At 72.6% G+C, this 22079-nt stretch carries 18 protein-coding genes; 6 read left to right on the forward strand and 12 right to left on the reverse strand.

Translation table 11 applies throughout. The features are described from left to right. Positions 1–558, reverse strand: a complete 558-nt coding sequence (locus AB0J76_RS34535) for a heme-binding protein (RefSeq protein ID WP_352327421.1) — start codon at positions 556–558, stop codon at positions 1–3. A 213-nt stretch (positions 559–771) separates the two neighbouring features. On the opposite strand from AB0J76_RS34535, the gene AB0J76_RS34540 reads away from it, so the two are divergent. Both AB0J76_RS34540 and AB0J76_RS34545 read left to right on the forward strand, forming a co-directional pair. After that, positions 772–2004, forward strand: a complete 1233-nt coding sequence (locus AB0J76_RS34540) for a histidine kinase (RefSeq protein WP_352327420.1) — start codon at positions 772–774, stop codon at positions 2002–2004. Further along, positions 2001–2624 carry a response regulator transcription factor gene (locus AB0J76_RS34545; RefSeq protein ID WP_352327419.1) on the forward strand — a complete coding sequence of 208 codons (624 nt, stop codon included), beginning with the start codon at positions 2001–2003 and terminating at the stop codon, positions 2622–2624. Before AB0J76_RS34540 ends, AB0J76_RS34545 begins: the two co-directional genes overlap by 4 nt. Positions 2625–2650: 26 nt before the next feature. Here AB0J76_RS34545 and AB0J76_RS34550 read toward each other — a convergent pair whose 3' ends face one another. The 8 genes from AB0J76_RS34550 to AB0J76_RS34585 all read right to left on the reverse strand — a co-directional run bounded on the left by AB0J76_RS34550 (position 2651) and on the right by AB0J76_RS34585 (position 11845). After that, positions 2651–3586 (reverse strand): hypothetical protein, encoded by a 936-nt coding sequence (locus AB0J76_RS34550; protein WP_352327418.1) that lies wholly within the window; start codon positions 3584–3586, stop codon positions 2651–2653. Then, positions 3583–4773 (reverse strand): MFS transporter, encoded by a 1191-nt coding sequence (locus tag AB0J76_RS34555; protein ID WP_352327417.1) that lies wholly within the window; start codon positions 4771–4773, stop codon positions 3583–3585. Before AB0J76_RS34555 ends, AB0J76_RS34550 begins: the two co-directional genes overlap by 4 nt. Continuing rightward, positions 4774–6090: a discoidin domain-containing protein gene (locus AB0J76_RS34560; protein ID WP_352327416.1), complete on the reverse strand. Its 1317-nt coding sequence runs from the start codon at positions 6088–6090 to the stop codon at positions 4774–4776. Between the two features lie 255 nt (positions 6091–6345). Continuing rightward, a complete protein-coding gene (locus tag AB0J76_RS34565; protein ID WP_352327415.1) occupies positions 6346–7461 on the reverse strand; it encodes a right-handed parallel beta-helix repeat-containing protein in 1116 nt (371 codons plus the stop codon). 70 nt (positions 7462–7531) lie between these two features. Further along, positions 7532–9496 carry a glycosyl hydrolase family 8 gene (locus AB0J76_RS34570; protein ID WP_364391879.1) on the reverse strand — a complete coding sequence of 655 codons (1965 nt, stop codon included), beginning with the start codon at positions 9494–9496 and terminating at the stop codon, positions 7532–7534. Between the two features lie 669 nt (positions 9497–10165). Continuing rightward, positions 10166–10789 (reverse strand): DUF305 domain-containing protein, encoded by a 624-nt coding sequence (locus AB0J76_RS34575; protein ID WP_352330211.1) that lies wholly within the window; start codon positions 10787–10789, stop codon positions 10166–10168. An 84-nt stretch (positions 10790–10873) separates the two neighbouring features. Next, entirely contained in the window at positions 10874–11275 is a 402-nt protein-coding gene (locus AB0J76_RS34580) for a hypothetical protein (protein ID WP_352330213.1), read from the reverse strand. A gap of 111 nt (positions 11276–11386) precedes the next feature. Next, the gene (locus AB0J76_RS34585) at positions 11387–11845 is read right to left on the reverse strand and encodes a hypothetical protein (protein ID WP_352330215.1); all 459 of its coding nucleotides are present in this window, start codon (positions 11843–11845) and stop codon (positions 11387–11389) included. Between the two features lie 117 nt (positions 11846–11962). Between AB0J76_RS34585 and AB0J76_RS34590 the strand changes: the two genes are divergently transcribed. Beyond that, entirely contained in the window at positions 11963–12334 is a 372-nt protein-coding gene (locus AB0J76_RS34590) for a hypothetical protein (RefSeq protein WP_352330216.1), read from the forward strand. Between the two features lie 47 nt (positions 12335–12381). On the opposite strand, the gene AB0J76_RS34595 is transcribed toward AB0J76_RS34590, so the two are convergent. Further along, entirely contained in the window at positions 12382–12966 is a 585-nt protein-coding gene (locus tag AB0J76_RS34595) for a hemerythrin domain-containing protein (protein ID WP_352330218.1), read from the reverse strand. 184 nt (positions 12967–13150) lie between these two features. Between AB0J76_RS34595 and AB0J76_RS34600 the strand changes: the two genes are divergently transcribed. Beyond that, on the forward strand, positions 13151–14356 hold the full coding sequence (locus AB0J76_RS34600) for a hypothetical protein (protein WP_364391885.1): 1206 nt from the start codon (positions 13151–13153) through the stop codon (positions 14354–14356). Positions 14357–14397: 41 nt separating this feature from the next. Here the strand turns inward: AB0J76_RS34600 and AB0J76_RS34605 are convergent, their stop codons facing one another. Beyond that, positions 14398–19896 carry a carboxyl transferase domain-containing protein gene (locus AB0J76_RS34605; RefSeq protein WP_352329327.1) on the reverse strand — a complete coding sequence of 1833 codons (5499 nt, stop codon included), beginning with the start codon at positions 19894–19896 and terminating at the stop codon, positions 14398–14400. Between the two features lie 348 nt (positions 19897–20244). Here AB0J76_RS34605 and AB0J76_RS34610 point away from each other — a divergent pair, with 348 nt between their 5' ends. After that, positions 20245–21063, forward strand: coding sequence for a hypothetical protein (locus AB0J76_RS34610; RefSeq protein ID WP_352329326.1), 819 nt, complete (start codon positions 20245–20247; stop codon positions 21061–21063). Between the two features lie 329 nt (positions 21064–21392). Next, positions 21393–21659 (forward strand): Tn3 family transposase, encoded by a 267-nt coding sequence (locus tag AB0J76_RS34615; RefSeq protein WP_364391890.1) that lies wholly within the window; start codon positions 21393–21395, stop codon positions 21657–21659. Positions 21660–21723: 64 nt separating this feature from the next. Here AB0J76_RS34615 and AB0J76_RS34620 read toward each other — a convergent pair whose 3' ends face one another. After that, entirely contained in the window at positions 21724–21996 is a 273-nt protein-coding gene (locus AB0J76_RS34620) for a hypothetical protein (RefSeq protein ID WP_352327413.1), read from the reverse strand. Positions 21997–22079 lie beyond the last annotated feature (83 nt).

A 22079-nucleotide genomic window follows, 5' to 3' on the forward strand; every position in this document is an offset into this window, starting at 1 on the left:
TCAGCGAAGCTGCCCGGCCACCGCCTTGAGGCCCGCCTGGGCGATGGACTCGTCGATGTCGCCGCTGGGGGCGCCGCCGACGCCGATGCCCGCGACCGGGGCGCCGCCCGAGGCGACCGGCACGCCGCCGCCGAGGAAGAGGGTGCCCGGGATGTCGGCGATGGACGGCCCGCCGCCGTTGACGCCCCTGCCCAGCTCGGACGTCGTCCGGCCGAAGGAGACCGCGGTGAACGCCTTGCGCCGGGCCGACTCCTCGGTCTGCGGGCCCGCGCCGTCGCCCTTGAGCACCAGCCGGGTCGCGCCGGACCGGTCGACGATCACGACGGTGACGCGCTGCTTCTGCTTGACGGCCTCCTTCAGGGCGGCGTCGGCGATCTTCAGCGCGGCGTCCGCGGAGAGCACGCCGGTCTGCACGACGGGCTCGGCCGCGGCGACCCGGGCGACGCGAGCGCTGTGGGCGGCGTCGGCGGCCTGGGCGGGCGAGGTGGCGGCGACGGCGCCGGCCAGCACGGCCAGCCCCGACAGCGAGCCGGCGACCAGGCGAGTACGGATGTTCATGGCTTTCTCCAGTTCGTCAGGGCGAAGTCGGACACCTCGTCGGACACCTCCAGGTTTCCGGCCGGACCGCCGCGGGCCATCGGGAGCACGGGCGATCCCCGCGCGCCGAGCGGTCGAGGGCCGGGTCAACCGATCGGTTGATGCGCCGCCGCCCTGGTGGGGGCCATTGTCGGGCAGGGGATAGTGTCGAAGGGCGCGGCGACGGGGAGGGCCATGAGGGAGCGCACCTGGCTCAACTGGGCCATGCACGTCGGCTTCTACCTGCTGCTCGCCGCCTCGGCCCTGCGGCTGGTGTCCCGTCACGGCATGAGCGCCCAGACGGTGACGTCGCTGGCCGTCTGCGGCCTGCTCGCGCTGGCGTACGCGGCCGGGATCGTCTGGTGGAACCGGCTGGGCCGGCAGGGGCGGCTGGTCTGGCTGGGCGGCGTGGCGGCGGGGTGGCTGGCGCTGGTGGTGCTGGCACCGTCGTTCAGCTGGTGCGCGGTCCCCCTGCTCTTCCTGTGCCTGCGGCTGCTCAACGCGCGCGGCTTCGCGGTGGCCGCCGCGGCGCTGACCCTGGTGGTGATCGTGGCCCAGCTGGAGATCGCCCGCGAGCTCGACGTCAGCCTGATCCTCGCGCCGGTCGGCATCGCGGCCATGACGGCGGTGATCTTCGGGGAGCTGCAACGTGAGAGCGCGGCCCGGCAGCTGCTCATCGACGACCTGATCAGCACGCGCGGCACGCTGGCCGACTCCCGCCACCGCACCGGCGTCCTGGAGGAGCGCGAACGGCTGGCCAGGGAGATCCACGACACCCTCGCCCAGGGCCTGACCAGCATGGGCCTGCTGCTCCAGGCCGCCGACCGCATGTGGGCCACCGACCCGGCCCAGGCCCGCGCCCACGTACGGCGGGCCGCCGCGGCCGCCGCCGACAACCTGGCCGAGGCGCGGCGGTTCGTCCGCGACCTCCAGCCGCCCGGCCTGGTGGACGTCACGCTGCCCGAGGCCCTCGCCCGGCTCTGCGCGGACGCCGGCCAGACCGGACCGCAGGTGCGCTTCCGGCTGGCGGGCGAGGAGTACCCGCTGGCGCCGGAGGTGCAGGCGGCGCTGCTGCGGGTGGCGCAGGCGGCGCTGGCCAACGTACGCGACCACGCCGCCCCGGCCGCCCCGGCGGGCACGGCGGGCCCGGCGGGCCCGGCGGGCCCGGCGGGCACGGTGGTGACAGTCACGGTGACGCTGTCCTACCTCGACGGCGAGGTGACGCTCGACGTGTTCGACGACGGCGTCGGATTCGCCGAGCCGGCCCCCGCTCCCGGCCGCGGCTACGGGCTGCGGGCGATGCGCGACCGGCTGGCGGAGGTGCACGGCGTCCTGGTGGTGGAGAGCGCGCCCGGCGAGGGCACGGCGGTCGCGGCCCGGGTGCCCGCCGGGTGGCCGCCGCGGGCACTGGACGGCGGTGGGGCATGAGGTTGTTCCTGGTCGACGACCATCCGGTGGTCCGGGCCGGGCTGGTGGCGCTGCTCGGCGGCGAGCCCGACATGGAGATCGTCGGCGAGGCGGCCGACGGGGCCGAGGCGTTGCGCGGCATCGCCGCCCGCTCCCCCGACGTCGTCCTCATGGACCTGCAGCTCGGCGAGGGCGTCGACGGCGTGGAGGTCACCCGGCGGGTCCGCGGGCTGCCCGCGCCGCCGCAGGTGCTGGTGCTGACGACGTACGAGAGCGACGCCGACATCATGCGTGCCGTCGACGCGGGGGCCATCGGCTACCTGCTCAAGGCGTGCCCGCCGGAGGAGCTGTTCCAGGGCATCCGGGCCGCGGCCAGGGGCGAGAGCGTGTTGTCGGCCAAGGTGGCGACCCGGATGATGCGGCGCATGCGCGAGCCGGGCCCGGCGCTGAGCGCCCGCGAGGTCGAGCTGCTGGAGCTGCTGGCCAGCGGGGCGAGCAACCGGGAGATCGCCCGGCGGCTCTACATCACCGAGGCGACGGTCAAGACCCATCTGGTGCACATCTACGACAAGCTCGGCGTGGACACGCGCACGGCCGCGGTCACGGCCGCGGTCGAACGGCGTCTCATCCGGCTCCCCTGACCGCCCGCCGAAGGCAGGCGGTCGCGTCAGCGGACGGCCGCGGGGGAGCTCGCGCCGGGGATCAGCCGCCGGGGCGGGCCGCCGCCGACGTCGGCCGCCCATACGTCGCCGTCCTTGGCGTACATGACCGTTCGGTCGTCCAGCCAGGCGGCCTGGTCGTCGATGCTGGCCCGCTCCCCCAGCGGGCTCTCCCGCATGGTGGCCAGGTCCAGCAGGTGCAGCCGCCACGGGCCCGGCGAGACACGTTTCTTGAACACCAGCCGTGTCCCGTCCGGCGACAGGGACGGGCACTCGGCGTTCTCCCTGAGCGCCCGCGCCCGCCAGGCCCCGAAGTCGCCCTCCACCAGGTACGTTTTGCCCTTGGTCGAGACGGTCGCGTAGAAGCGGTTGTCGTCGGCGGCGAACGTGACCCCCCAGTAGTTGACGTCGGCCGAGTGGTAGCGGCGGCCGTCGAGGTAGAGCGGGATGTCCTCCATGTTGGTGACGAGGTAGCCGGTCCGGGTGTCGAGGATGCCGGTCCAGGTGGAGAAGCCGCCGGTGCTGTAGGAGTCGCCGGTGACGAACACCGTCCAGGAGGCCATCCGGCCGCTGGCCGACACGCGGGCCCGGCTCGGGACGCCGGCCAGGTTGATCCGGCGGGTCTCCTTGAGCGACCGGTCCAGGACGAGCGCCTCGGTCTTCGGCAGCGGGCCGGGCCGGGTGACCAGGCAGAGGGTGGTGCCGTTCGCCGTGTAGAAGCGGTCGCAGGCCCGGGAGCTGACCCGCGGCGGCGCGCCCGGGTCGGCGAGCGGCACGGAGGCGACGCGTCCGCCGCTGCGCACCAGCACCCGGCCCGGCTCGCCGGTGTCGAACCCCGCGACGGCGGGCCCGGCCTGCCGCGAGGACGCCGCCCAGGTGGCGTACGCGGTCGCGCCGCCCGCCAGCAGGACCACCGCGGCGAGGAGTACGAGCACCCGTCTCATGGACGACCTCCTTGTGATCGCAGCGCCCGCCAGGCGATCGCGGACGCCGTCACCAGCCCCGCGGCCATCACCGCCAGCGCCGGCCCCTCCCCCGTCCCGGCCCACAGCAGGCCGAACAGGATGGACGACACCATCCGGGCCGTGGCCTGCCCGGTCTGCAGCAGCGCCAGCCCGCCGGTGCGCGCGCTCTCCGGCAACATCGGCCCGGTCAGGGCCATCAGCACGCCGTCGGTGGCGGCGTAGAACAGGCCGTGCAGCAGCAGCGCGGGCACAAGCCAGGCCGGGCCCATCAGCACCAGGTAGACCGCGAGCAGCGCCACGTGCCCGGCGACGAACACCGTCGCGCGCCCGAACCGGTCCGCCAGCCTGCCGAGCGGCACCGCCAGCAGCAGGTACGCGCCCGCCGTGCCGAGCGGCAGCAGCGGGAACAGCTCGGGCGCGATCGCCAGCCGCCGCTGCAGCACGAGGTAGACGAACGAGTCGCTGACCGTGACCAGGCCGAGCGCCACCGCCACCAGGCAGGCCCGGCGGAACCCGGGCTCCCGTGTCACCGCCGCCCGCAGCCGGACGCGGGCGGTCAGCGGGCCGCGCCGGTCCCGTACGTACAGGACCAGCAGCAGCACGGCCAGCGCGGCCACGCAGAAGCTGGTCACGAACACCGCGTCGTAGGCGCCGGCCGTCGCCGTCAGCACCGCGAAGGCGGCCAGCGGCCCGAGGAAGGCGCCCACGGTGTCCATCGCCCGGTGCACCCCGAACGCGCCGCCCAGCCGGTCGGGCGGGGCGCTCAGGGTGATGAGGGCGTCCCGGGGCGCGGTGCGCAGCCCCTTGCCGGTGCGGTCGGCGGCCAGCACCAGGCCGAGCGCGGCGGCCGACCCGCCGGCCGCGAGCAGGCCCAGCTTGCACACGGCCGAGAGCCCGTACCCGAGCCCGGCGACCAGCTTGCGGCGGCTCCACCGGTCGGCGGCGTGCCCGCCGGCCAGCCTGACCAGCGCGGTGACCCCGAAGTACAGGCCGTCCAGCAGCCCGAACTGCACCAGGCTGAGCCCGAGCGCGCCCACCAGGTACAGCGGCAGCACCGCGGTGACCATCTCCGACGAGACGTCCGTGACCAGGCTGACCAGGCCGAGCGCCACCACGTTGGCGGGCACCGCCCTGGTCAGCCGGGTGCCGAGAAGCGAGATGTACATCTAGTGGCAGGAGTAGGTCGGGCTGGTGTCCTTGACCGAGCCGTCGGTCCCGATCAGCTGCCAGCCGAACGTGCTGCCGGTGAAGGTCAGCTTCAGCACGCCGAACGTGCCGCTCAGCCGCTTCTGGCTGTTGGGCTGCACGTTCTCGATCTGGTACGGCGACGCGCCGCCCATCCCGCCGAGCACCTCGACGATGCCCTTCGCGGTGTCGGCCTGGGCGCTGGGGTTCTGCGGCCCGAACCGCTCGTAGTGGTGGTCGTGCCCGTTGAGCACGAACTCGGCGCCGGCCGCGTACAGGGCCTGCCACACGGGCTTGGAGACGGGGTCGTTGCCGTGCTCGCCGGAGCTGAACAGCGGGTGGTGCCAGTACGCGGCCACGCACGGCTTGGTGGTCGCGGCCAGGTCGCTCTTGAGCCAGGTGAGCTGGGCGGACTGGTCGAAGTGGTTGGAGTCGAGCGCGACGAAGTGCCAGTTGCCCCGGTCGTAGCTGTAGTAGCTCTTGCCCTGCGGGAAGGCGATGGCGCCGAAGTAGGACTTGTAGCCGGCCTCGGACCCGGCCGGGTCGTAGGTCTCGTGGTTGCCGGGGACCGGGCGGGTCTTGGCCTTGAACCTGCCCCACGTCTTGTCGTAGTAGTTGCGGAAGTCCGACAGCAGGGCGTCGTCGTACTGGTTGTCGCCCATGGTGATGACGAACTCGGGGTTCATCGACTCGACCAGGGCGGCCGTCTTCGGGTGCACGCAGGAGGAGGAGCTCGCGGTGCACTGCTCGGCGATGTCACCGGCGGCGGCCACCACGAACGTGTCGCCCGGCGGGTCGGTCGGCTGGGTGCCGCCGCCGTAGACCTGCATCTCCCACAGGGAGTAGCCGTAGTCGGTGCCGCGCGCGGTCCCGTACATGCGGACGTAGCGGCCGGTGCCGGTCACGGTGAGGTCGTCCACGTCGCCGTCGCCGGCGGTGGTGGAGTAGACGTCGGTCCAGGTGCTCCCGTCCGGGGAGGTCTGGATCTTGTACGACGTGGCGTAGGCGTCCTCCCAGGTCAGCTTGACCCGGGTGATCTGCTGGGACGCGCCGAGGTCGACGCGCAGCCATTCGGGGTCGTGGCCTTCGGCAGAGGCCCACCGGGTGCCGGTGAGGTCGCCGTCGAAGGCCTTGGCGGCGGCGTAGGAGGTGGCTTCCTTGGAGGAGGAGGTGGCGGGCTTGCCCTGTGACAGCAGCGTCTCGGCGGTGCCGGCCGAGGCGTTGGCGGCCACGAGCAGGCCGGCCACCAGGCCGATCACGGCCATGACGGCCGTGGCGGCCAGGCGGACTCTGGACATGGCGATTCTCCTGGGGGTGAGAGATCGGAGCACGGTCCGGTGGGCGGCCGGGGCAGGAGGTCTTTCGCTGAGCGCGTCACATCCTGGGAGAGGAAGCCGCGCCGAGCCGCTTACCGGGATCGTGGCGCAGGGCGCTGAGGGCTGTCAATGAAGTTAGGAAGGTTTCTTAACCCCGTTGGGCGGGGTTCACCCGGGCGGCGCACGGCACGGCGAGGGCGCCGCCCGGAGGCCGGGCGGCTGCTCCCGAGCGGGCCGTCAGCCCGGGGTCACGGGGACGTTCGTCAGCCCGCGGGTGGCGCCGGTGACGGTGTTGGAGGAGCGCACGACGTTGGGGTCGGCCGCGCATTTCGACGTCGAGGTGATCTTGATGGCGTACGCGCCGACGCCGCCGAGATCGGACCGGTTGCCGCGCCAGACGTTCCCGCAGCCGTTGAGGAAGGACGGCGTCGTGACCGGATTGTGCGTCTCGTAGCCGTTGGCGAAGGTGCCGGGCGGGGCGAACGTGCCGGTGTTGTTCTCGATCGTGTAGCCGGAGCCCTTGACGTCCACCCAGGAGTCGGCGGAGTTCTGGCCGCTGACGCCGGTGCCGTCGAAGGTGTTGCCGCTGATCAGGCCGCCGCTGGTGCCCTCCTTGACGTCGATGTGCTCGGCGGCGACGTACGGGCCGATCGTGTTCCCGACGACCTGGACGCGGTCCGAGCGGTCCGCGCCGCCGGTGTTGCCGTGACAGCCCCAGTTGGAGCCGGCCGAGCCGAGGTAGACGCCCTCGCCGTAGCCGGGCTGGAGGAGGCCGGTGTGGGTGATGCGGGAGTTCCGCAGCACGCCGTCGGACGAGCTGCGCCGGAAGTGCACGCCTTCGTCCTCGACGTGGTGCACGTACACGCCGTCGATCACCACGTGCGGGGAGGCGTCCAGGACGACGCCCTTCTTGGAGTCCTTGACGGTGAACCCGGTGAGCCGCCAGTACGGCGCCTCGTACAGCCACAGCCCGTACCCGGAGTCCCAGCCGTCGCCCGGCGCGGGGCAGGACGGCGCGACGCCGGAGGGGCCGTCGTTGACCAGGACGGCGTCCGCCGGTCCGGTCAGCGTGATCGGGGCGGCGGACGTCCCGGGTCGCCGGGCGACGAAGGCGCCGTGGTACTCGCCGGGTGCGAGCCTGATGGTCTGCCCGGGAACCGCCGCGGCCAGCGCGCCGGCGAGCTGGGCCGCCGTGGCCACCTCGACCACCTCGACCACCTCGACCACCTCGGCCGCCTCGCCCACCTTCGCCACTCCGGCCACCCCGGCACCGGTCTCTCCGGCGGCCGGCAGCGCGGCGGCCGGGGTGGAGAGCAGGAGGGGCAGGAGCCCGGTCAGCAGGGCCCGTCTCATGGGGTTCCTCCCTTCGGGGGGCCGTGCCCGCGGAGGCCGTCCGCGGGCACGGCTCGGGTTCCGCCGCCGGTCAGGGCACCCAGTGGTTGCCGGTCACCGTGATCATGACCTGGAGCTGGATGCTGGAGGAGTAGTAGCTGCTCGCGTCGATCGGGGTGCCGAGCATCTTGTTCCAGAGCGCGTCGAGCCAGGCCTGGCTGCCGGAGTCCGTCATCGCCGCCACCGCGAACGGGGCGAAGAAGGCGGCCTCGCTGCCGCTGGAGATCTGCGTGCCGTTCAGCTTGTAGCCGATGGCGATCTTGCCGGGGTCGCCGCCGGTCTTGCTCTTGATCCAGGAGTTGAGCTTCCTGGCCGAGGCGAGCGACTTGGCGTCGCCGCTGGTCACGGCGTCGTCGGCGATGCGCCACGGGGTGCGGCAGGCGTTCCACCAGTACTGGCCGTCGTTCGGGTCCTCCAGCACCTGGCCGGGGGCCGGCTTGGCGGTGGTGTTGGTGTTGACCACGAAGTCCGGCAGCAGGCCGGTGGCGGAGGCGTAGGTGTTCTGCAGGGTGGTGATCAGGTTCTGGTGGGCGGTCCTGATCGTGTCCCAGGCGCTGTTGCCCGTGGCCTTCCTGAAGGCCCTGAAGTGGTCGACCATCCAGTCGGAGGTACGGGTGATGTAGTAGTACTGGTCGCCCGAGCTGCTCCAGTCGCCCAGCTTGAGCAGGTTCGTGGACGGGTTGATCTCGTCCTTCTTGATGGCGTTGATGTGCTTGATCGCCAGGTCGAGGTAGTTGTACGTGCCCGCGCTGCCCCACTGCCGGTGGGCCAGGAGCAGGCCGTAGGCGACGTCCATGTCGCCGTCGGTGGCGCCGTCGCCGCCGTCGACGCTCTTGCAGGCGGTGTCCTGCTCGGCGGCCAGCAGGTCGGGGTTGACGGACGACGGGTGGGCGAGCATCCACTTGACCATGCCGTCGAAGATCTTCTTGGCGTCGGGGTCGGCCCCGGCCATGGTCGCGACCACCACCATGCCGTAGCCCTGGGCCTCGGCCACGTACGGGTGGTCGGCGTCCGGGGAGATGACCTCATACCAGCCGTTGCCGCAGTTCTGCCGGACGAAGGCGGCCTTCCACCGCTTGTAGTAGTCGGCCACCCGCGCGTCCAGCGTGGCCTGGTCGCCGGAGGGACGCAGCATGCCCGCCGCGTACGGGATGGTGTGGCTGCCGAAGGGCACCGCGGGACCGCCCCCGCCGCCGGGCTGGGTGGTCGCCGTGACGGGGCCGCCGGCCGCCGACTGGTTGCCCGCCGCGTCGCGCGCCTTGACCGTGTAGCTGTAGGCGGTGGCGGCGGTCAGGCCGGTGTCGGTGTACGTGGTGCCCGTCACGGTGGTCACCAGGGTCGAGCCCCGGTAGACGAGGTAGCCGGTGACGCCCACGTTGTCAGTGGCGGCGTCCCAGGCCAGGGAGACGCTGGTGGAGGTGGTGCCGGTCGCGCGCAGGTTGCCCGGGACGGAGGGCGGGGTGGTGTCGGTCCCGCCGCCGCCGCCGCTGCCGTAGACCTCCAGCTCGTAGAGCGAGTAGCCGTACGTCGTGCCGCGGGCGGTGCCGTACATGCGCACGTACCGGCCGCTGCCGCTGACCGTCAGGTCGTCGGTCGCGCCGTTGCCGGAGGTGGTGGAGTAGACGTCGGTCCAGGTGGCGCCGTCCGGCGAGGTCTGGATCTTGTACGACTTGCCGTAGGCCGCCTCCCAGGACAGCTTCACCCTGGAGACGTTGTACGTGTCGCCGAGGTCGACCCTGATCCATTCGGGGTCGTGGCCCTCGACGCTGGCCCAGCGGGTGGAGGCGTTGCCGTCCACCGCCTTGGCCGCCTCGAAGCCGCTGCCCTCGACGGAGGACGAGGTGACCGGTTTGCCGCCTGACAGGAGCGTGTCGGCGCTGGAACCGGCCGCGGCGGTGGCCGGCGGCGCCAGGGGCGCGGCCGCCATCAGGGCCGCGACCAGGGCCGTGACGAGCAGCGACGACCGCCGGGGGCGCCGCTCAGGACGTCTGATCATGCGTTGATCCTTCGGATAGGGGGTGCCATGGGGCCATCCGCAGGTGGACCGTGATCGATGCACGGCGTTAGGAAACTTTCCTAACGCTCATAGCGGACGGTAAACAAGAACACCCCCATCCGCAACCCTTCCCCTCAAACCAACCCCGCAGTTCACCTCCCCGACACGAACACACCACCAAAAAACCAGACAAACCCCACACCTAGACGGGCCGCGCCCCGCGGTGCCCGCCTTCCGGATCCGCGCGTGGACGGCGGAGACGCCCCACCCGGACGCGCAACGATCCCGGCGTGGCCGCCCCCTTCCTCCGCCCCTTCCTCCGCCCCCTCGGCGAGGCTCGGCCGGGTCAGCCGGCCTCCAGGCATCCGCCCGCTGCCCCGCACGGATCTACGCCCCCGCATGCCTCGTCGCCGGCGTCGGCCTCCCCTCCGGAACGGTCGTCGCCCAAGGGGCGGCGGGCGGGCCGAACCGTTCGCCCGGCGGCCGTGACCGGGCAGCGGGCAGGCACGGGTTCGCGGGGCGACCGTGACCGGGAGCGGCCCGGCACGGTCCGCCCGGTGGCCATGACCAGGCAGGGCGCACCCACCATCCGAACGCCACAAGCGTCCGGCCGTCCGGGCAAGATGCCCTCCTTGCCCGGACGGCCGATGCGTCCGGGCGAGGGATGGGTCAGAGGCGTTCGAGGAGCTTGCGGAGCTGGGCCACCTCGGCCTGCTGCGTGCTCTCGATGGCCTTGGCCAGCCCCTTGGCCTGCGGGTTCACCCCGCTCGCCTGCTCGGTACGGGCCATCTCGATCGCTCCCTCGTGATGGGCGATCATCTGCTCGGCGAAGAGCCGGTCGAAGGCGGCCCCCTTGGCCCCGTCGAGCTTCTTCATGTCCTCGGCGGACATGATCCCGGGCATGTCATGCCCCATGCCCCCGGACGGGACGGGCTTGCCCCACTCGGCCAGCCAGCCCTTCATGGTCTGGATCTCCGGATCCTGGGCGGCCTTGATGTCGGCCGCGAGCTTCTTGATCTCGGGGTCCTTCGCCCGCTGCGGAGCCAGGCCGGCCATCTCGACCGCCTGCTGGTGGTGCGGGATCATCATCTGGGCGAACATGACGTCGGCGTCGTTGAACGACTGCTGCGACGGGGACGCACCGGCGGTGGCCGTCTCGGTGGCGCTCTGGGTGGCGCTCGCGGTGGTGGCCCCGGGCGCGGCCGTGGAGGCGGTGTCGTTCGTGCCGCACGCGGTGAGCAGGACGAGCGCGCCTGCGGCGGCGGCGAGGCCGATCTTACGGTTGGTGGACATGCTGATGTGCTCTCTCGTTCGCTGGAACTGCGGGTAGGCCGATGCGCGCGGATCGCCGTCGAGGGCGTCCGGCGAAGGGGCGGCCTATATGCGCAGGATCGAGAGACGAGCCAGCCTCAGGGACGTGGGTCGCGGCGGCGGCCGCGCGACGGGCCGGAAGGCCGGGCCCGGATCGGCGCCGCCGACGGCCCGCCGCCGCACCCCGACCCAGAGGGCCAGCAGCACCACGACGAGCAGCGACGTCAGGACGGCCAGGCACACCCCGGCCGGATCGAGCCCCGGCATCTCGTGGCCGGGCGCGAGCCCCGCCAGGGCGGCGACGGGGGCGACGGGGCCGACGGGCAGCTCGTGAACGACCGCCAGGCCGTGCCGCGCGGTCGCCGTGTCGTGCCGGGCGTTCACATGACCGAGCGTGTGCATCCCGCACACGCCGAGGGCAAGGACGACGAGCAGGAGTGCACGCGCACCCCGTCGCAGGCTCCCCACCGGCCCTCCCCCGTCGCTCCGGCTCTTCCGAACGTGCAGGATACGGCAGCCGCCCACCTCCGGCAACCTGCACCCGGTACGGGTATGGATGCCGGCCGGGAGCTCAAGGTGTCAGAAGAACTGGCCGAGGCGGAACGGGCGTACCACGAGCGGGACCTCCGACCGGCTGATGACCTTGACCTTCCTGAGGCCGGTCAGCCAGTCGGCCGTCACCTTGACGCATTTCAGGCGCACCTCGTGCTCCCCCGGCGGCGCGTACCGGGAGATGACGACGCCCTTCTTGCCGAACCCCATGCCACCCAGCCCGATCCCCACCTCGCGGAACATCCGCCACGACCCCTTGACGGGGAACGCCGTGGACCCGACGACGGCGTGGTTGGCCTGGGTGGGGCAGTGGATGAGCAGCCGGATGGCGTCGTTCTGGTGCGGCGCCGCCGGCGAGACCCGGAAGGACGTCAGCTTCTTCCAGGACGTGTCCCCGTCCGGCCCGGTGGCCGCCCCGGCGAGGGCGGCGGGTCCCGCGGCGACGACCGCGACGGCGACCGCCGCCGCCCATGTGATCGACCGCATCTTTCCCCCTCACGCTGAGTGACCAGATGGTTCCCATTCTGGCTACTTCGCCCCAGCGCGGAAGCACGCCACGCCGGGCAGGCCCACGGCGTGATCCCGATGGCGTACAAAGGAGGCGTGAACCGGCCGGAGGCACGCCTGATCGCCACGTTCGTCGTCATGGGGCTCGCGTTGAGCGGGACGTTCACCGCCCTGCTGCTGGAGGGGACCGCAGACCAGGCCGCCCCTCCCCCTCGGGCACCCCTCCCGGCGGCGACGGCCGCGCCCTCCCCCACCTACCTCGGCTCCATGCCCGAGCTGTGGGGCAGGGAGCTGGGCGCGGCGAACGGGCAGCTCGCCGCGCTGGGGATCACCGCGCGGGTGCAGCGGGTCAACCCCGACGGCGGTCCCGAGACGGGCGGATGGGTGGTGACCGCCCAGGCGCCGTCCCCTGGCACACTGCTCACGATCACCATCCCCGTGTTCCTGGTCGTCGAGCCGCGCGACTGAGGACCGGCGCCTGCCCGCGCCTTCGCGAGACCGCGAGGTGGCCAGGGTCAGGGGTTCTTGCCCATGGCCCTGCGGATGACGTCGCGCGCCCGGTCCATCATCGCGACCGGCGTGCCGACGAGCACGTTCTTGGTCGCCGACTCCGTGCCCGCGTGCGGGTGCGTCGGCGCCATCGCCTCGGCGGCCTTCACGCCGGCCGCCATGCCACGACGTTCCGCCTGGCCGGTGCGCCCGCGCAGCTGGGTGAACTCGTACCGTTCCTCGCTGCGGGCGTGCGCCTCGACGGCGGCGCGCAGGACGGCCAGCTTCTCGGCGAAGCCGGGCGCGTCGGGGCCGCCCTCGTCCAGCTCGGTGAGGAGCCGCTTGGCCTCGTTCTCCTCGGCCAGCCGGTCGTCCACCACCGCGTCACCACCGTCGATCTTGTGGCGGGCGTACGGGTGGACGATCTCCTCCTCGGCCGTCTCGTGCACGGCGAGCAGGCGCACCAGCCGGGTGAACGCCTCACCCCGCTGACCGGCCGGCGCCTGCTCGACCTCGTCGAACAGGTCTCTGATCATCGCGTGCTGCGCGAGCAGCAGGTCGATGACGTCGGTCTCGGCCATCTTCTCGGGCGCTGTCTGTTGAGCGGTCACGATCGTCTCCCTCTCGGATTCTGGCCGTAGCTACCCGGGCCCTGCCCACTCACGCCCGTCTTTGTCATCTGTGTCCTCTTTGTCGGAACGGCGTAGAGATTGCCTCCGGGGCCCTCGGGTAGGCCCAGCCCGGTACGGCACGGCCGCGGTCGTGTCCACCGAGGCGCAAAGGAGCGCGGCGTCCATGACCTTCAATCCACTGCGGGAGCGGGGCATCCCGCTGGACAGGCAATTGCGCAACTGGCGCGAGCTCAACGTCCTGCCGATCGATCCCGACCACGCCGACCCGTACACCCGGTGCCGGATCATCACGATGAACGGCATCGAGGTCGAGGCGATCCTGTTCAGCCACCAGCTCGCCCGCCACTGCCCGGACCTGGAGCTGAAGCAGCAGCTCGCCCGGGTGCGCTACATCGAGGCGCAACAGCAGAAAGTGGTCAACTGGCTGCTGCCCGGCCTGGCCTCGGTGCTGGAGACCACCATCGCCTACGAGCAGGTCGCGGTGGACCTGACGGCGTGGGTGGCGCGCATGGAGCCGGACCCGTACCTGACGCAGGCGTACCAGTTCGGGGTGCTGGAGGACTTCGACCACCTCTACCGGTACGCCAACCTCTACGAGATGATCGAGCACCGCAAGGCCGAGAAGATCGTCGACCAGCTCACCGAGGTCATGCCGGGACGGCCGACGTACCTGCACCACCGGGACCCGGTCGACAACGTGCGCGAGCCGTACGACCGCAACAACACCGCCCCCGTCTCCAAGCTGCACGCCCTGACCATCATGGCCGCCGAGCAGCAGACCATGAACTTCTACATGAACGTCGGCCCCACCTACATGGAGCCGATCGCCCGCCAGCTCTACCAGGAGATCGGCCTCATCGAGGAGGAGCACGTCACCCACTACGAGTCGCTGGTCGACCCGGGCGAGAGCTGGTGGGAGATGCTGCTCAACCACGAGTACAACGAGTGCTACCTCTACCACTCGTTCATGGAGACCGAGTCCGATCCCAAGGTGAAGGCCGTCTGGGAGCTGCACCTGAACATGGAGATCGAGCACCTGCGGCTGGCCTGCGAGCTGTTCAAGCGGCTCGACGGCCGGGACCCGGAGGAGGTGCTGGCTCCCGAGCTGCCCGCGCCGGTGACGTTCGAGCCGAACAAGGCGTACCTGCGGGAGCTGATCGCGACCCAGATCGACTGCACGACCCTGGGCACCGGATACGTCCAGGAGGCCCACGAGCGCTTCGAGAAGATGCAGGACGCGATCATGGGCGGCGAGAAGCCGCCGTCCGAGCGGGTCATCGAGGAGAACCGCGCCAAGTCGGGCCAGGAGTACCGGCTGCAGACCGAGGGCGAGCACCCCGTGCACAGCCTGGCGCTCAACCGTCGCTGACGGGGCCGCCCGGCCCCGGGGAGGGGCCGGGCGGGGCGGGGTCAGGAGCCCTGGTGCAGGCGGGCGATGCCGCGTTCGATGGCCTCGATGATCCGCGGACGCAGCTCGGCGGCGCTGATGATCGCGTCGACCGAGCCGACCTCGACCGCGCGCTGGATGTTGTGCACCCGGTCGAACTCCGCGGCCACCTCGCCCAGCTTCTCCGCCCGTACGGCCGGCTGGACCTCGGCCAGGCGGGCGTTGAGCGCGGCCCGCTCGGCGCCGCTGGCCGCCGCGACCTGCCGCTGCAGCTCGCTCACGCGCGGATCGTTCGCGGTGCGGTTGTTCACCTCGCCGGAGAACACCACCGCCGCGGCCGGTGCGCCGCCGAGCACCGAGGCGAACGAGCCCTCCAGCGCCAGCACGGTCATGTTCGGGTTGAGCGCCTTGGAGAACACCACGAACGCGCCGCCGTGGTAGCGGGAGATGACGCAGAACACGATCGGCCCGTCGAAGTTGACGATCGCCCGGCCGATCTCCGCGCCGTACTCCAGCTGCAGCTTGCGCATCGACTCGGGCGAGCCGTCGAAGCCGGACAGGTTCGCCAGCACCACCAGCGGCCGGTTGCCGGAGGCCGCGTTGATCGCCCGCGCGGTCTTCTTCGACGAGCGCGGGAACAACGTGCCGGCCGTGTAGGAGTCGGGCCCGTCGGCGGGCGGGAAGCCGCGCCGCGGCACCGGCCGTGACTCGATGCCGATCAGGCAGACCGGCCGGCCGCCGATGTGCACGTCCTGGACGGCCGAGGTGTCGGCGTCGGCCATGCCCGCCCAGCGTTCCAGCACCGGGTGGTCCTGGTCGGACAGGGCGCGCATCACGGTGCGGATGTCGAAGGGCTTCTTGCGGTCGGGGTTGTGCTCGGCGGAGAAGATCTGGCCGACGGTGGTGAAGTCGCTGCCCGCCACGGCGTGCGGGTAGTCGCGGACGTCCCGGTCGACCGGGTCGGCGGTCGGGGCCCGCCGGGGGCCGCTCTCGCCGGGGACGACGTAGGTGTGGTCGTAGTGGGCCATCAGCACGTCGCGGGCGGCCGGCAGGTCGGGCGCCCAGTACTGGGCCTGGCCGTTGGGCCCCATGACGCGGTCGTAGCCGCCGATGCCGAAGTTGTCCTCGGCCGACACGCCGCCGGAGAAGTCGAGGGACTGCTTGCCGGTGAGCACCATCGCCGAGTCGGGGGTCATCACCAGGATGCCCTTGGTGTGCATGAGCATCGTGGCCTCGGCGTTCCAGTACGGCTGCGCCCCCACGGTGATCCCCGCGACCACGATGTTGATCTCGCCGCCGGCCTGGGTGAAGGTGACGATGCGCTTGAGCGCCGCCGCCACCCAGTCCATGTTCTCGGTGCCCGAGGTCATCGAGATCCGGGCGCCGGCCGAGAGCGCGAACCACTCCAGGGGCACCCGCATGCGCTCGGCCAGGTCGAGCGCGGCGATCACCCGCGAGCACTCCGGCTCCGACAGCGCGCCCAGCGCCTTGGTCGGGTCGCCGAGCAGCACCACCCGGGTGACGCCTTCGGGGTGGCGGGCGGTCGGCGTGGTGACCACGCCGGCCACGATCGCCGCGGAGTTGTTGCCCTTGGGCCGGTCGACCGGGACGAGCACGCCGTCGGCGTCGAGGTCGTGCTCGACGAAGCTGCCCTGCGGGCCGGCGAGCAGGCCGGTCAGCTCGTAGGGGTAGGCGTTGCCGCGCCGGGCGGCGCGCAGCACCTTCTGGCGGTAGTCGTCGAGCGGCTGGACCGGCTCGTCGGACGGCTTGCCGACGTGCAGGCTGGCGGCGTGGCCGGGGCCGAGGGTGATGCGCACCGCGACCTCGCTCAGCTCGCCCGAGGGGGTGCGCTGGCGGGCCACGAACTGGACCTCCTCCAGCCCGGCGCCCGCCGTGGTCGGCAGGATGCGCTGGACCAGCATGTTGAGCTCGTCGGTGGTCAGCTCGGTCGAGGGCCAGACGTACATCATGATGCGGTTGGTGTCGAAGCGCTTGTTCTGGGGGCGCTGGGCCTGGATGTTGCGGATCGCGTCGAGGCCGGCGTTGAGTGCGTCCTCGACGGCGGGCAGCGCGACCAGGCGGCCGTCGGCCTCGCGCAGCGGCGTCAGGTCGCGGACCTGGCCCATGGCGATGAGCCGCTCGTCGGCCGGGTTGCTCTTGGCGACGGCCTTGAACAGGTAGAGCTCCTCGTCGACCGAGGGCAGCCGGGTGAGGTCGAACTCCTGGAGCCGGTGCAGTTGCAGGCGCTGGGCGATCTGCGGGTGCAGGCCGCGGATCAGGCGGTCCTCGGCGAAGCCGGCGCCGTCGGGGCGGAAGGTGAAGTGGTGGTGCATGACCGCGCCGCTGGCGCCCAGGACGGTGGTGGTGATCCGCCGTACGCCCGCGATCTGCGGGCGCCCGGCCAGGACCTGTCCGAGCCGTACGGCCATCTCCTCGGCGTCGGGCTGGTCGTCCCAGGTGAGGTAGAGGTCGGCGACGAGCCCGCGCCCGCCCACCCCCTCGGCCAGCGCGCCGACGGCGTCGATGGCGTCGGGCAGGGCGGCGATGTCGACGGCGGTGGTGACCAGGCGGGTCACGCCGCGCGGGCCGGAGTGCTCGGCGGTGACGAACCGGCAGCCCGCCCTGTCGAGGGTGGCGACCTGCGACAGCCCGCGGTTGCCGTAGTAGCGGCGGGTCAGGACCTCCAGCAGCGGCGCGAGGTCGCGTTCCGGCCGGCCGATGCGCTGGCCGAGCAGCCGGACGAGCGGCTCGGAGCTGGCCACCATGGCCTGGATGCGCTCGGCGCGGTCGGGCGCGTCGGGGTCGCGGTCGAGGTGGCGCAACTCGTCGCGGACGGCGGCGTAGACCTTGGCGCGGTTGCGGCGCAGCAGCGGCTGGGCGAACCAGCGGAACACGACGCCCCGGGCCAGGTCGGCGACCACGGGGAAACGCACCTGCGTGGCCTCGACCAGGTGCTCCAGGGCGAGCCCGGCCCGCTCGCCGAGCGGCTCGCGCGGCGGCGCCCCGGCCAGCCAGGCGCGCAGCAGCTCCGACACGACGGCGACGCCGGCGGTCATCCGCTGCTGGGCCAGGAAGATCCGGAAGACCGCGGCCTCCAGCTCCGGGGTGCGGTCGAGCTCCTCGACGCCGTAGTGCCTGAGCATGCGCCGCAGCTTGGCCTGGAACGCCTCGGGCAGGCCGGCGCGCTCGACGTCGAGGCTCTGCAGGTAGCTGTGGAAGTACTCGCGCGGGCTGTGCACCGGGCTGCCCGGCTCGACGTCGAGCTCGCCGCCCGGCTTGTTGCGGCTCAGCTCGGACAGGTCGGCGAAGACGGTGAGCAGGTCGAGCTCGCCCTCGATCACGCGGTCGTCGAGCTCGGCGCGCGCGGCCAGGTAGCCCGACAACATGCGGGTGCGCTCGTGGCGGTCGGCGTCGAAGCCGAGCAGCAGCTCGCGCAGGTCCTGGACGCCGCGCTCGGCCTGTTCGGCGGCGGAGGCCCGCGGCGGGGCGGCGGGCAGGTCGATCTCGGGGGCGCCCGTCGCGGCGGCGGCCTGCGCGGCCTCGGCGCCGGCGAGGGGTTCCAGGCGCATCAGCGGCGCGCCGGCCTCGACCTGGCTGCCGACCGAGACGCCGCACTCGCGGACGCGGGCGCGGAACGGCGCGCGCAGCACCGTCTCCATCTTCATGCTCTCCAGCACCAGGATGGGCGCGCCGGCCTCGACCTCGTCGCCGGCCGACAGGGGCGTCGCCACCACCAGCGCGGGCGCGGGCGAGCGGACGACGCCGCCCTCGTCGCGGCTGATGCGGTGGGTGACGCCGTCGACCTCGACGAGGTGGATCGGGCCGTGGGTGGCCGACATCAGGCGGAAGCGGCGGCCGTTGACGGTGATGCGGCCGCTGTGCTCGTCGAAGCGGTCGATCTCGACGTCGAGCGGGTGGGAGCGGTCGCCGTCGGAGATGCCGACGCGGAAGCGCCGCTGCCCGGCCCTGGCCACCGTGAGCCGGTAGCCGGCGCCGCGGAGCTTGAGGGTCAGCGGGCGGCCGGTCTCGTGCTGCACCTGCGGGCGCCCGCCGTGGGCGGTGGCCAGCAGCCGGTTGCGGCTGACCTCCTCCTCGTCCTGGTACGCCTCGATCGCGGCGGCGGCCAGGGCGACCGCGGAGTGGCGGTGGCTGACCAGGCGGCCCTCGGCGCGGACGCGGTCGATCCAGCCGGTGTCGGCGACGGCGTCGACGACCTCGGGCTGGTCGAGCAGGTCGAGCACGAAGCTCTTGTTGGTGGCGCCGCCCTCGATGATCACGGTGGTGGCGGCCATCGCGCGGCGCAGGCGGGCCAGGGCCTGCTCGCGGTCGCGGCCGTAGGCGATGATCTTGGCGATCATGGAGTCGAAGTCGGCGGGGATGGTGTCGCCCTCGCTGACGCCGGTGTCGACGCGGATGCCGGGCCCGGCGGGCAGCACCAGGCGGGCGATGCGGCCCGGCGCGGGGGCGAAGTCGCGGTCGGGGTCCTCGGCGTTGAGCCGGGCCTCCACGGCGTGGCCGCTCTCGGCCGGCTGGGGGCCCTCCAGGCGCCCGCCGGCGGCGACGTGCAGCTGCAGCCGGACCAGGTCGGTGCCGGTGGTCAGCTCGGTGATCGGGTGCTCGACCTGGAGCCTGGTGTTGACCTCCAGGAAGGCGAACATCTTGTCGCCCGGGTGGTAGAGGAACTCGACGGTGCAGGCGCCGCGGTAGCCGACCGCCACGGCGAGCCGCGCGGCCGACGCCTTCAGCTCGTCGGCCTGGTCGCCGGTCAGGACCGGGGAGGCGGACTCCTCGATGATCTTCTGGTTGCGCCGCTGCACCGAGCAGTCGCGCACGCCCAGCGCCCACGCGGTGCCCTGGCCGTCGGCGATGACCTGCACCTCGACGTGGCGGGCGCCGGTGACCAGGCGCTCCAGGAAGACCACGCCCGAGCCGAACGCGCGCTCGGCCTCCTGGCTGGTGCGCTCGTAGGCGTCGGCCAGCTCGTCGGCCGAGGCGACCATGCGGATGCCGCGGCCGCCGCCGCCCGCGGTCGCCTTGAGCATCAGGGGGTAGCCGATCTCGTCGCCGGCGCGCAGGGCGTCGGCCAGCGTGGCCACCTCGCCGCGGCTCCACGGCGCGACGGGGACGCCGACCTCCTCGGCGATGAGCTTGGCGCCGATCTTGTCGCCGAGCCGGCGCATCGCCTCCGCGCTCGGCCCGACGAAGGTGACGCCGATCTTCTCGCACAGCTCGGCGAAGGACGGGTCCTCGGCGACGAACCCCCAGCCGACCCACGCGGCGTCGGCCCCGGTCTCGATCAGCGCCCGCTCCAGCACGGCGTGGTCGAGGTACGGGCGCGCGGAGGCGGGCCCCAGCGGGTAGGCGACGTCGGCCTCGCGGACGAAGGTCGCGTCGCGGTCGGCGTCGGTGTAGAGCGCGATCGTCTCGATCCGCTTGCCGGTCTCCGCCGAAAGATCCCGGACGGCGTGGATGAGCCGCATCGCGGCCTCTCCGCGGTTGACGATGGCGACACGATTGAACACCGGTTGAGCCTCCCACGTACCCCGTACAAGTAGGCGAAGTCCGGGGTGGTCCCCGGAGTCTCGCCTGTCACTGTCTCTACCGTGCTCGATGACCACCGCGTGCACCAATGTCCGCATAGTGCACGCCGGGGCTCCTGCTTTGTGTGGATCCCACAAAAACAGACCCCGCCACAGGGTTCGAGCGCCGGTTCCCGTGGCAGCCTGCCACAAGCCGTCACGGTACCGACGACTGTACCGGCGACCCGGGTCACGCCTGCGCACCCCTCGCCCGCCGAGCTGCTCCCCCAGGGCGGAACGTCCATGAATGTGGCAGAGTGCGGGCAACGACAAGATCGAAAGGTGCGTGCCTTGGCTGTCCCCCTCGCCGCCTCCCTCGCCGCCCTGACGCTGGCCTCCTCGCTCACCTCGCCGTCCGCCGCGCTGCCCGCCGCCCGGCCCGCCGCGCTGCCCGCCTGCCCGCAGATCTTCGGGCACGGCGGCTACCCGACCGGCGCCGACGCCTGGGAGCGGGACCAGGTGCGCCAGCCCAACAACCCCACCGCCGTCAAGCGTTACAAGGGCTGGGGCGCCTCCGGCGTCGAGGCCGACCTCCAGCTCACCAAGGACGGCACCAAGGCCGTCATGTGGCACAACACCTCGACCTGGGGCCTGTCGGGCACGAAGAAGAACATCACCGAGATCTGGTGGGCGGCGGGCGACACCGCGCTCAAGGGCCGGACCATCGTGCGCGGCCTGTTCAAGGGCGAGACCGTCTACACCTTCCGCGAGTGGCTGGCCGCGATGAGGTCGGCCGGCATGATCGGGCTGGTCGAGATCAAGACCGAGGCCCGCCAGTCGCTGCTCAGCTCGAACGCCACGATCAAGGCGCAGGCGTGGAACGAGGTGCTCGGGCCGGTCAAGGAGAGCTACCGGTCGCAGGAGATCATCCTGTACTCCCACGACAGCGCGATCGCCGCCGAGCTCAGGAGCCGCGTGACCGCCGCGGGCCTGAGCCAGGTGCTGACCGGCGGCCCGATCTGGCCGGAGGTGACCAAGTGGGAGGAGCCGCCGCCCTCCTGGACCCTGAACGAGAACGCGTGGAAGTCGGCGCTGGCGAGCGGGGCCAGGCGGGTGGCCACCGACTACACGCCGGAGTTCAGCGCGTGGCTGAAGGGCAGGTGCCAGTGACCGCGTCCTGAGGGCGCGGGCGAGGGCCGGGCGGCGGCATCAGCGGGGCTGAGATCATCGGGCGCCAGGCCCTTGGTGTCCCGGTAGGTCGCCTTCGCGATGAACCAGTCCCCGGCCGGTGGCTGCCGCTCCGGCCTGGGCACATAGATCGTCGGGGCGCTTCGCGATGTTCCCCGGCCTGGACCGAACCGAACGCCGGGCCCATCGCGGACCCCCTCGATCATCGTCTCCGCGACCGGGAATTGACCAGCGGCCCCGGGTTGCCGACGCGCTGGACGCGTACGGCCATCGCCGGGTTCATGGTCACGCCGACCAGCCCGACGCCCAGCATGGCGATCACCGCGGGGACGCTCGCTTTGCGCCGTAGCTGGCGATGGTCACGATTCCGCACCGGGACGGGCCCTGAAACACGGCGCAGGTGCCGGACAGCGGTGCTCACCTGCGTCATGTCGTGGAACACCTTCTCCATGGACCGCGCTTTCGATCAGCTCGAAGCCGAGGGCTATTCGCTGGCCGAGGAAGACGTCGCCCGGCCATCGCCCTTCGTCCGCCAGCACATCAACGTCCTGGGCCGCTACGCCCTTCACCCGCGCTGACGTCGGCTCCGGGCTGCGCCCCTTCCACCACCTGCCCGCCCCGGCCGGGTGAGCTCGCCACCGGTCAGCAGCAAGACTTCAGATCGGCGAGGATGCGGGAGACACCGTCACGATCGCCTCGATGCAGCACCTCCTTGCCGTCGCGGCCGGCGTCGCCGGCGAGCGCGGGGTCGGCCGGCGCCTCCTCGACGGGAGACTCGTTGAACGCGCCGGCGCTCGCGTCGATCAGCAGGTGGTCCAGGCTCGGGAAGTACTTGTACACCGTGCGGCGGGCGGCCGCGATGTCGTCGACGGACGGTGTCGTTCCGTCGGCGCTCAGGCGGACCGCCGCGTCCACGATCGCCTTGCGGGCACGGCGGCGCTGCGTTCGCGGCCGCTACGGCGGGCTGGATCGTCGCTGCGCATCGCTGCACTGGCGCT

Source organism: Nonomuraea sp. NPDC049624 (assembly GCF_040675255.1).
Taxonomy (GTDB): domain Bacteria; phylum Actinomycetota; class Actinomycetes; order Streptosporangiales; family Streptosporangiaceae; genus Nonomuraea.

Excerpts from the sequence above, each read along its gene's own strand:
- AB0J76_RS34535 (WP_352327421.1), bottom strand. The coding sequence starts at position 558 with ATGAACATCCGTACTCGCCTGGTCGCCGGCTCGCTGTCGGGGCTGGCC.
- AB0J76_RS34540 (WP_352327420.1), top strand. The coding sequence starts at position 772 with ATGAGGGAGCGCACCTGGCTCAACTGGGCCATGCACGTCGGCTTCTAC.
- AB0J76_RS34545 (WP_352327419.1), top strand. The coding sequence starts at position 2,001 with ATGAGGTTGTTCCTGGTCGACGACCATCCGGTGGTCCGGGCCGGGCTG.
- AB0J76_RS34550 (WP_352327418.1), bottom strand. The coding sequence starts at position 3,586 with ATGAGACGGGTGCTCGTACTCCTCGCCGCGGTGGTCCTGCTGGCGGGC.
- AB0J76_RS34555 (WP_352327417.1), bottom strand. The coding sequence starts at position 4,773 with ATGTACATCTCGCTTCTCGGCACCCGGCTGACCAGGGCGGTGCCCGCC.
- AB0J76_RS34560 (WP_352327416.1), bottom strand. The coding sequence starts at position 6,090 with ATGTCCAGAGTCCGCCTGGCCGCCACGGCCGTCATGGCCGTGATCGGC.
- AB0J76_RS34565 (WP_352327415.1), bottom strand. The coding sequence starts at position 7,461 with ATGAGACGGGCCCTGCTGACCGGGCTCCTGCCCCTCCTGCTCTCCACC.
- AB0J76_RS34570 (WP_364391879.1), bottom strand. The coding sequence starts at position 9,496 with ATGATCAGACGTCCTGAGCGGCGCCCCCGGCGGTCGTCGCTGCTCGTC.
- AB0J76_RS34575 (WP_352330211.1), bottom strand. The coding sequence starts at position 10,789 with ATGTCCACCAACCGTAAGATCGGCCTCGCCGCCGCCGCAGGCGCGCTC.
- AB0J76_RS34585 (WP_352330215.1), bottom strand. The coding sequence starts at position 11,845 with ATGCGGTCGATCACATGGGCGGCGGCGGTCGCCGTCGCGGTCGTCGCC.
- AB0J76_RS34600 (WP_364391885.1), top strand. The coding sequence starts at position 13,151 with ATGACCTTCAATCCACTGCGGGAGCGGGGCATCCCGCTGGACAGGCAA.
- AB0J76_RS34615 (WP_364391890.1), top strand. The coding sequence starts at position 21,393 with ATGGCGATCACCGCGGGGACGCTCGCTTTGCGCCGTAGCTGGCGATGG.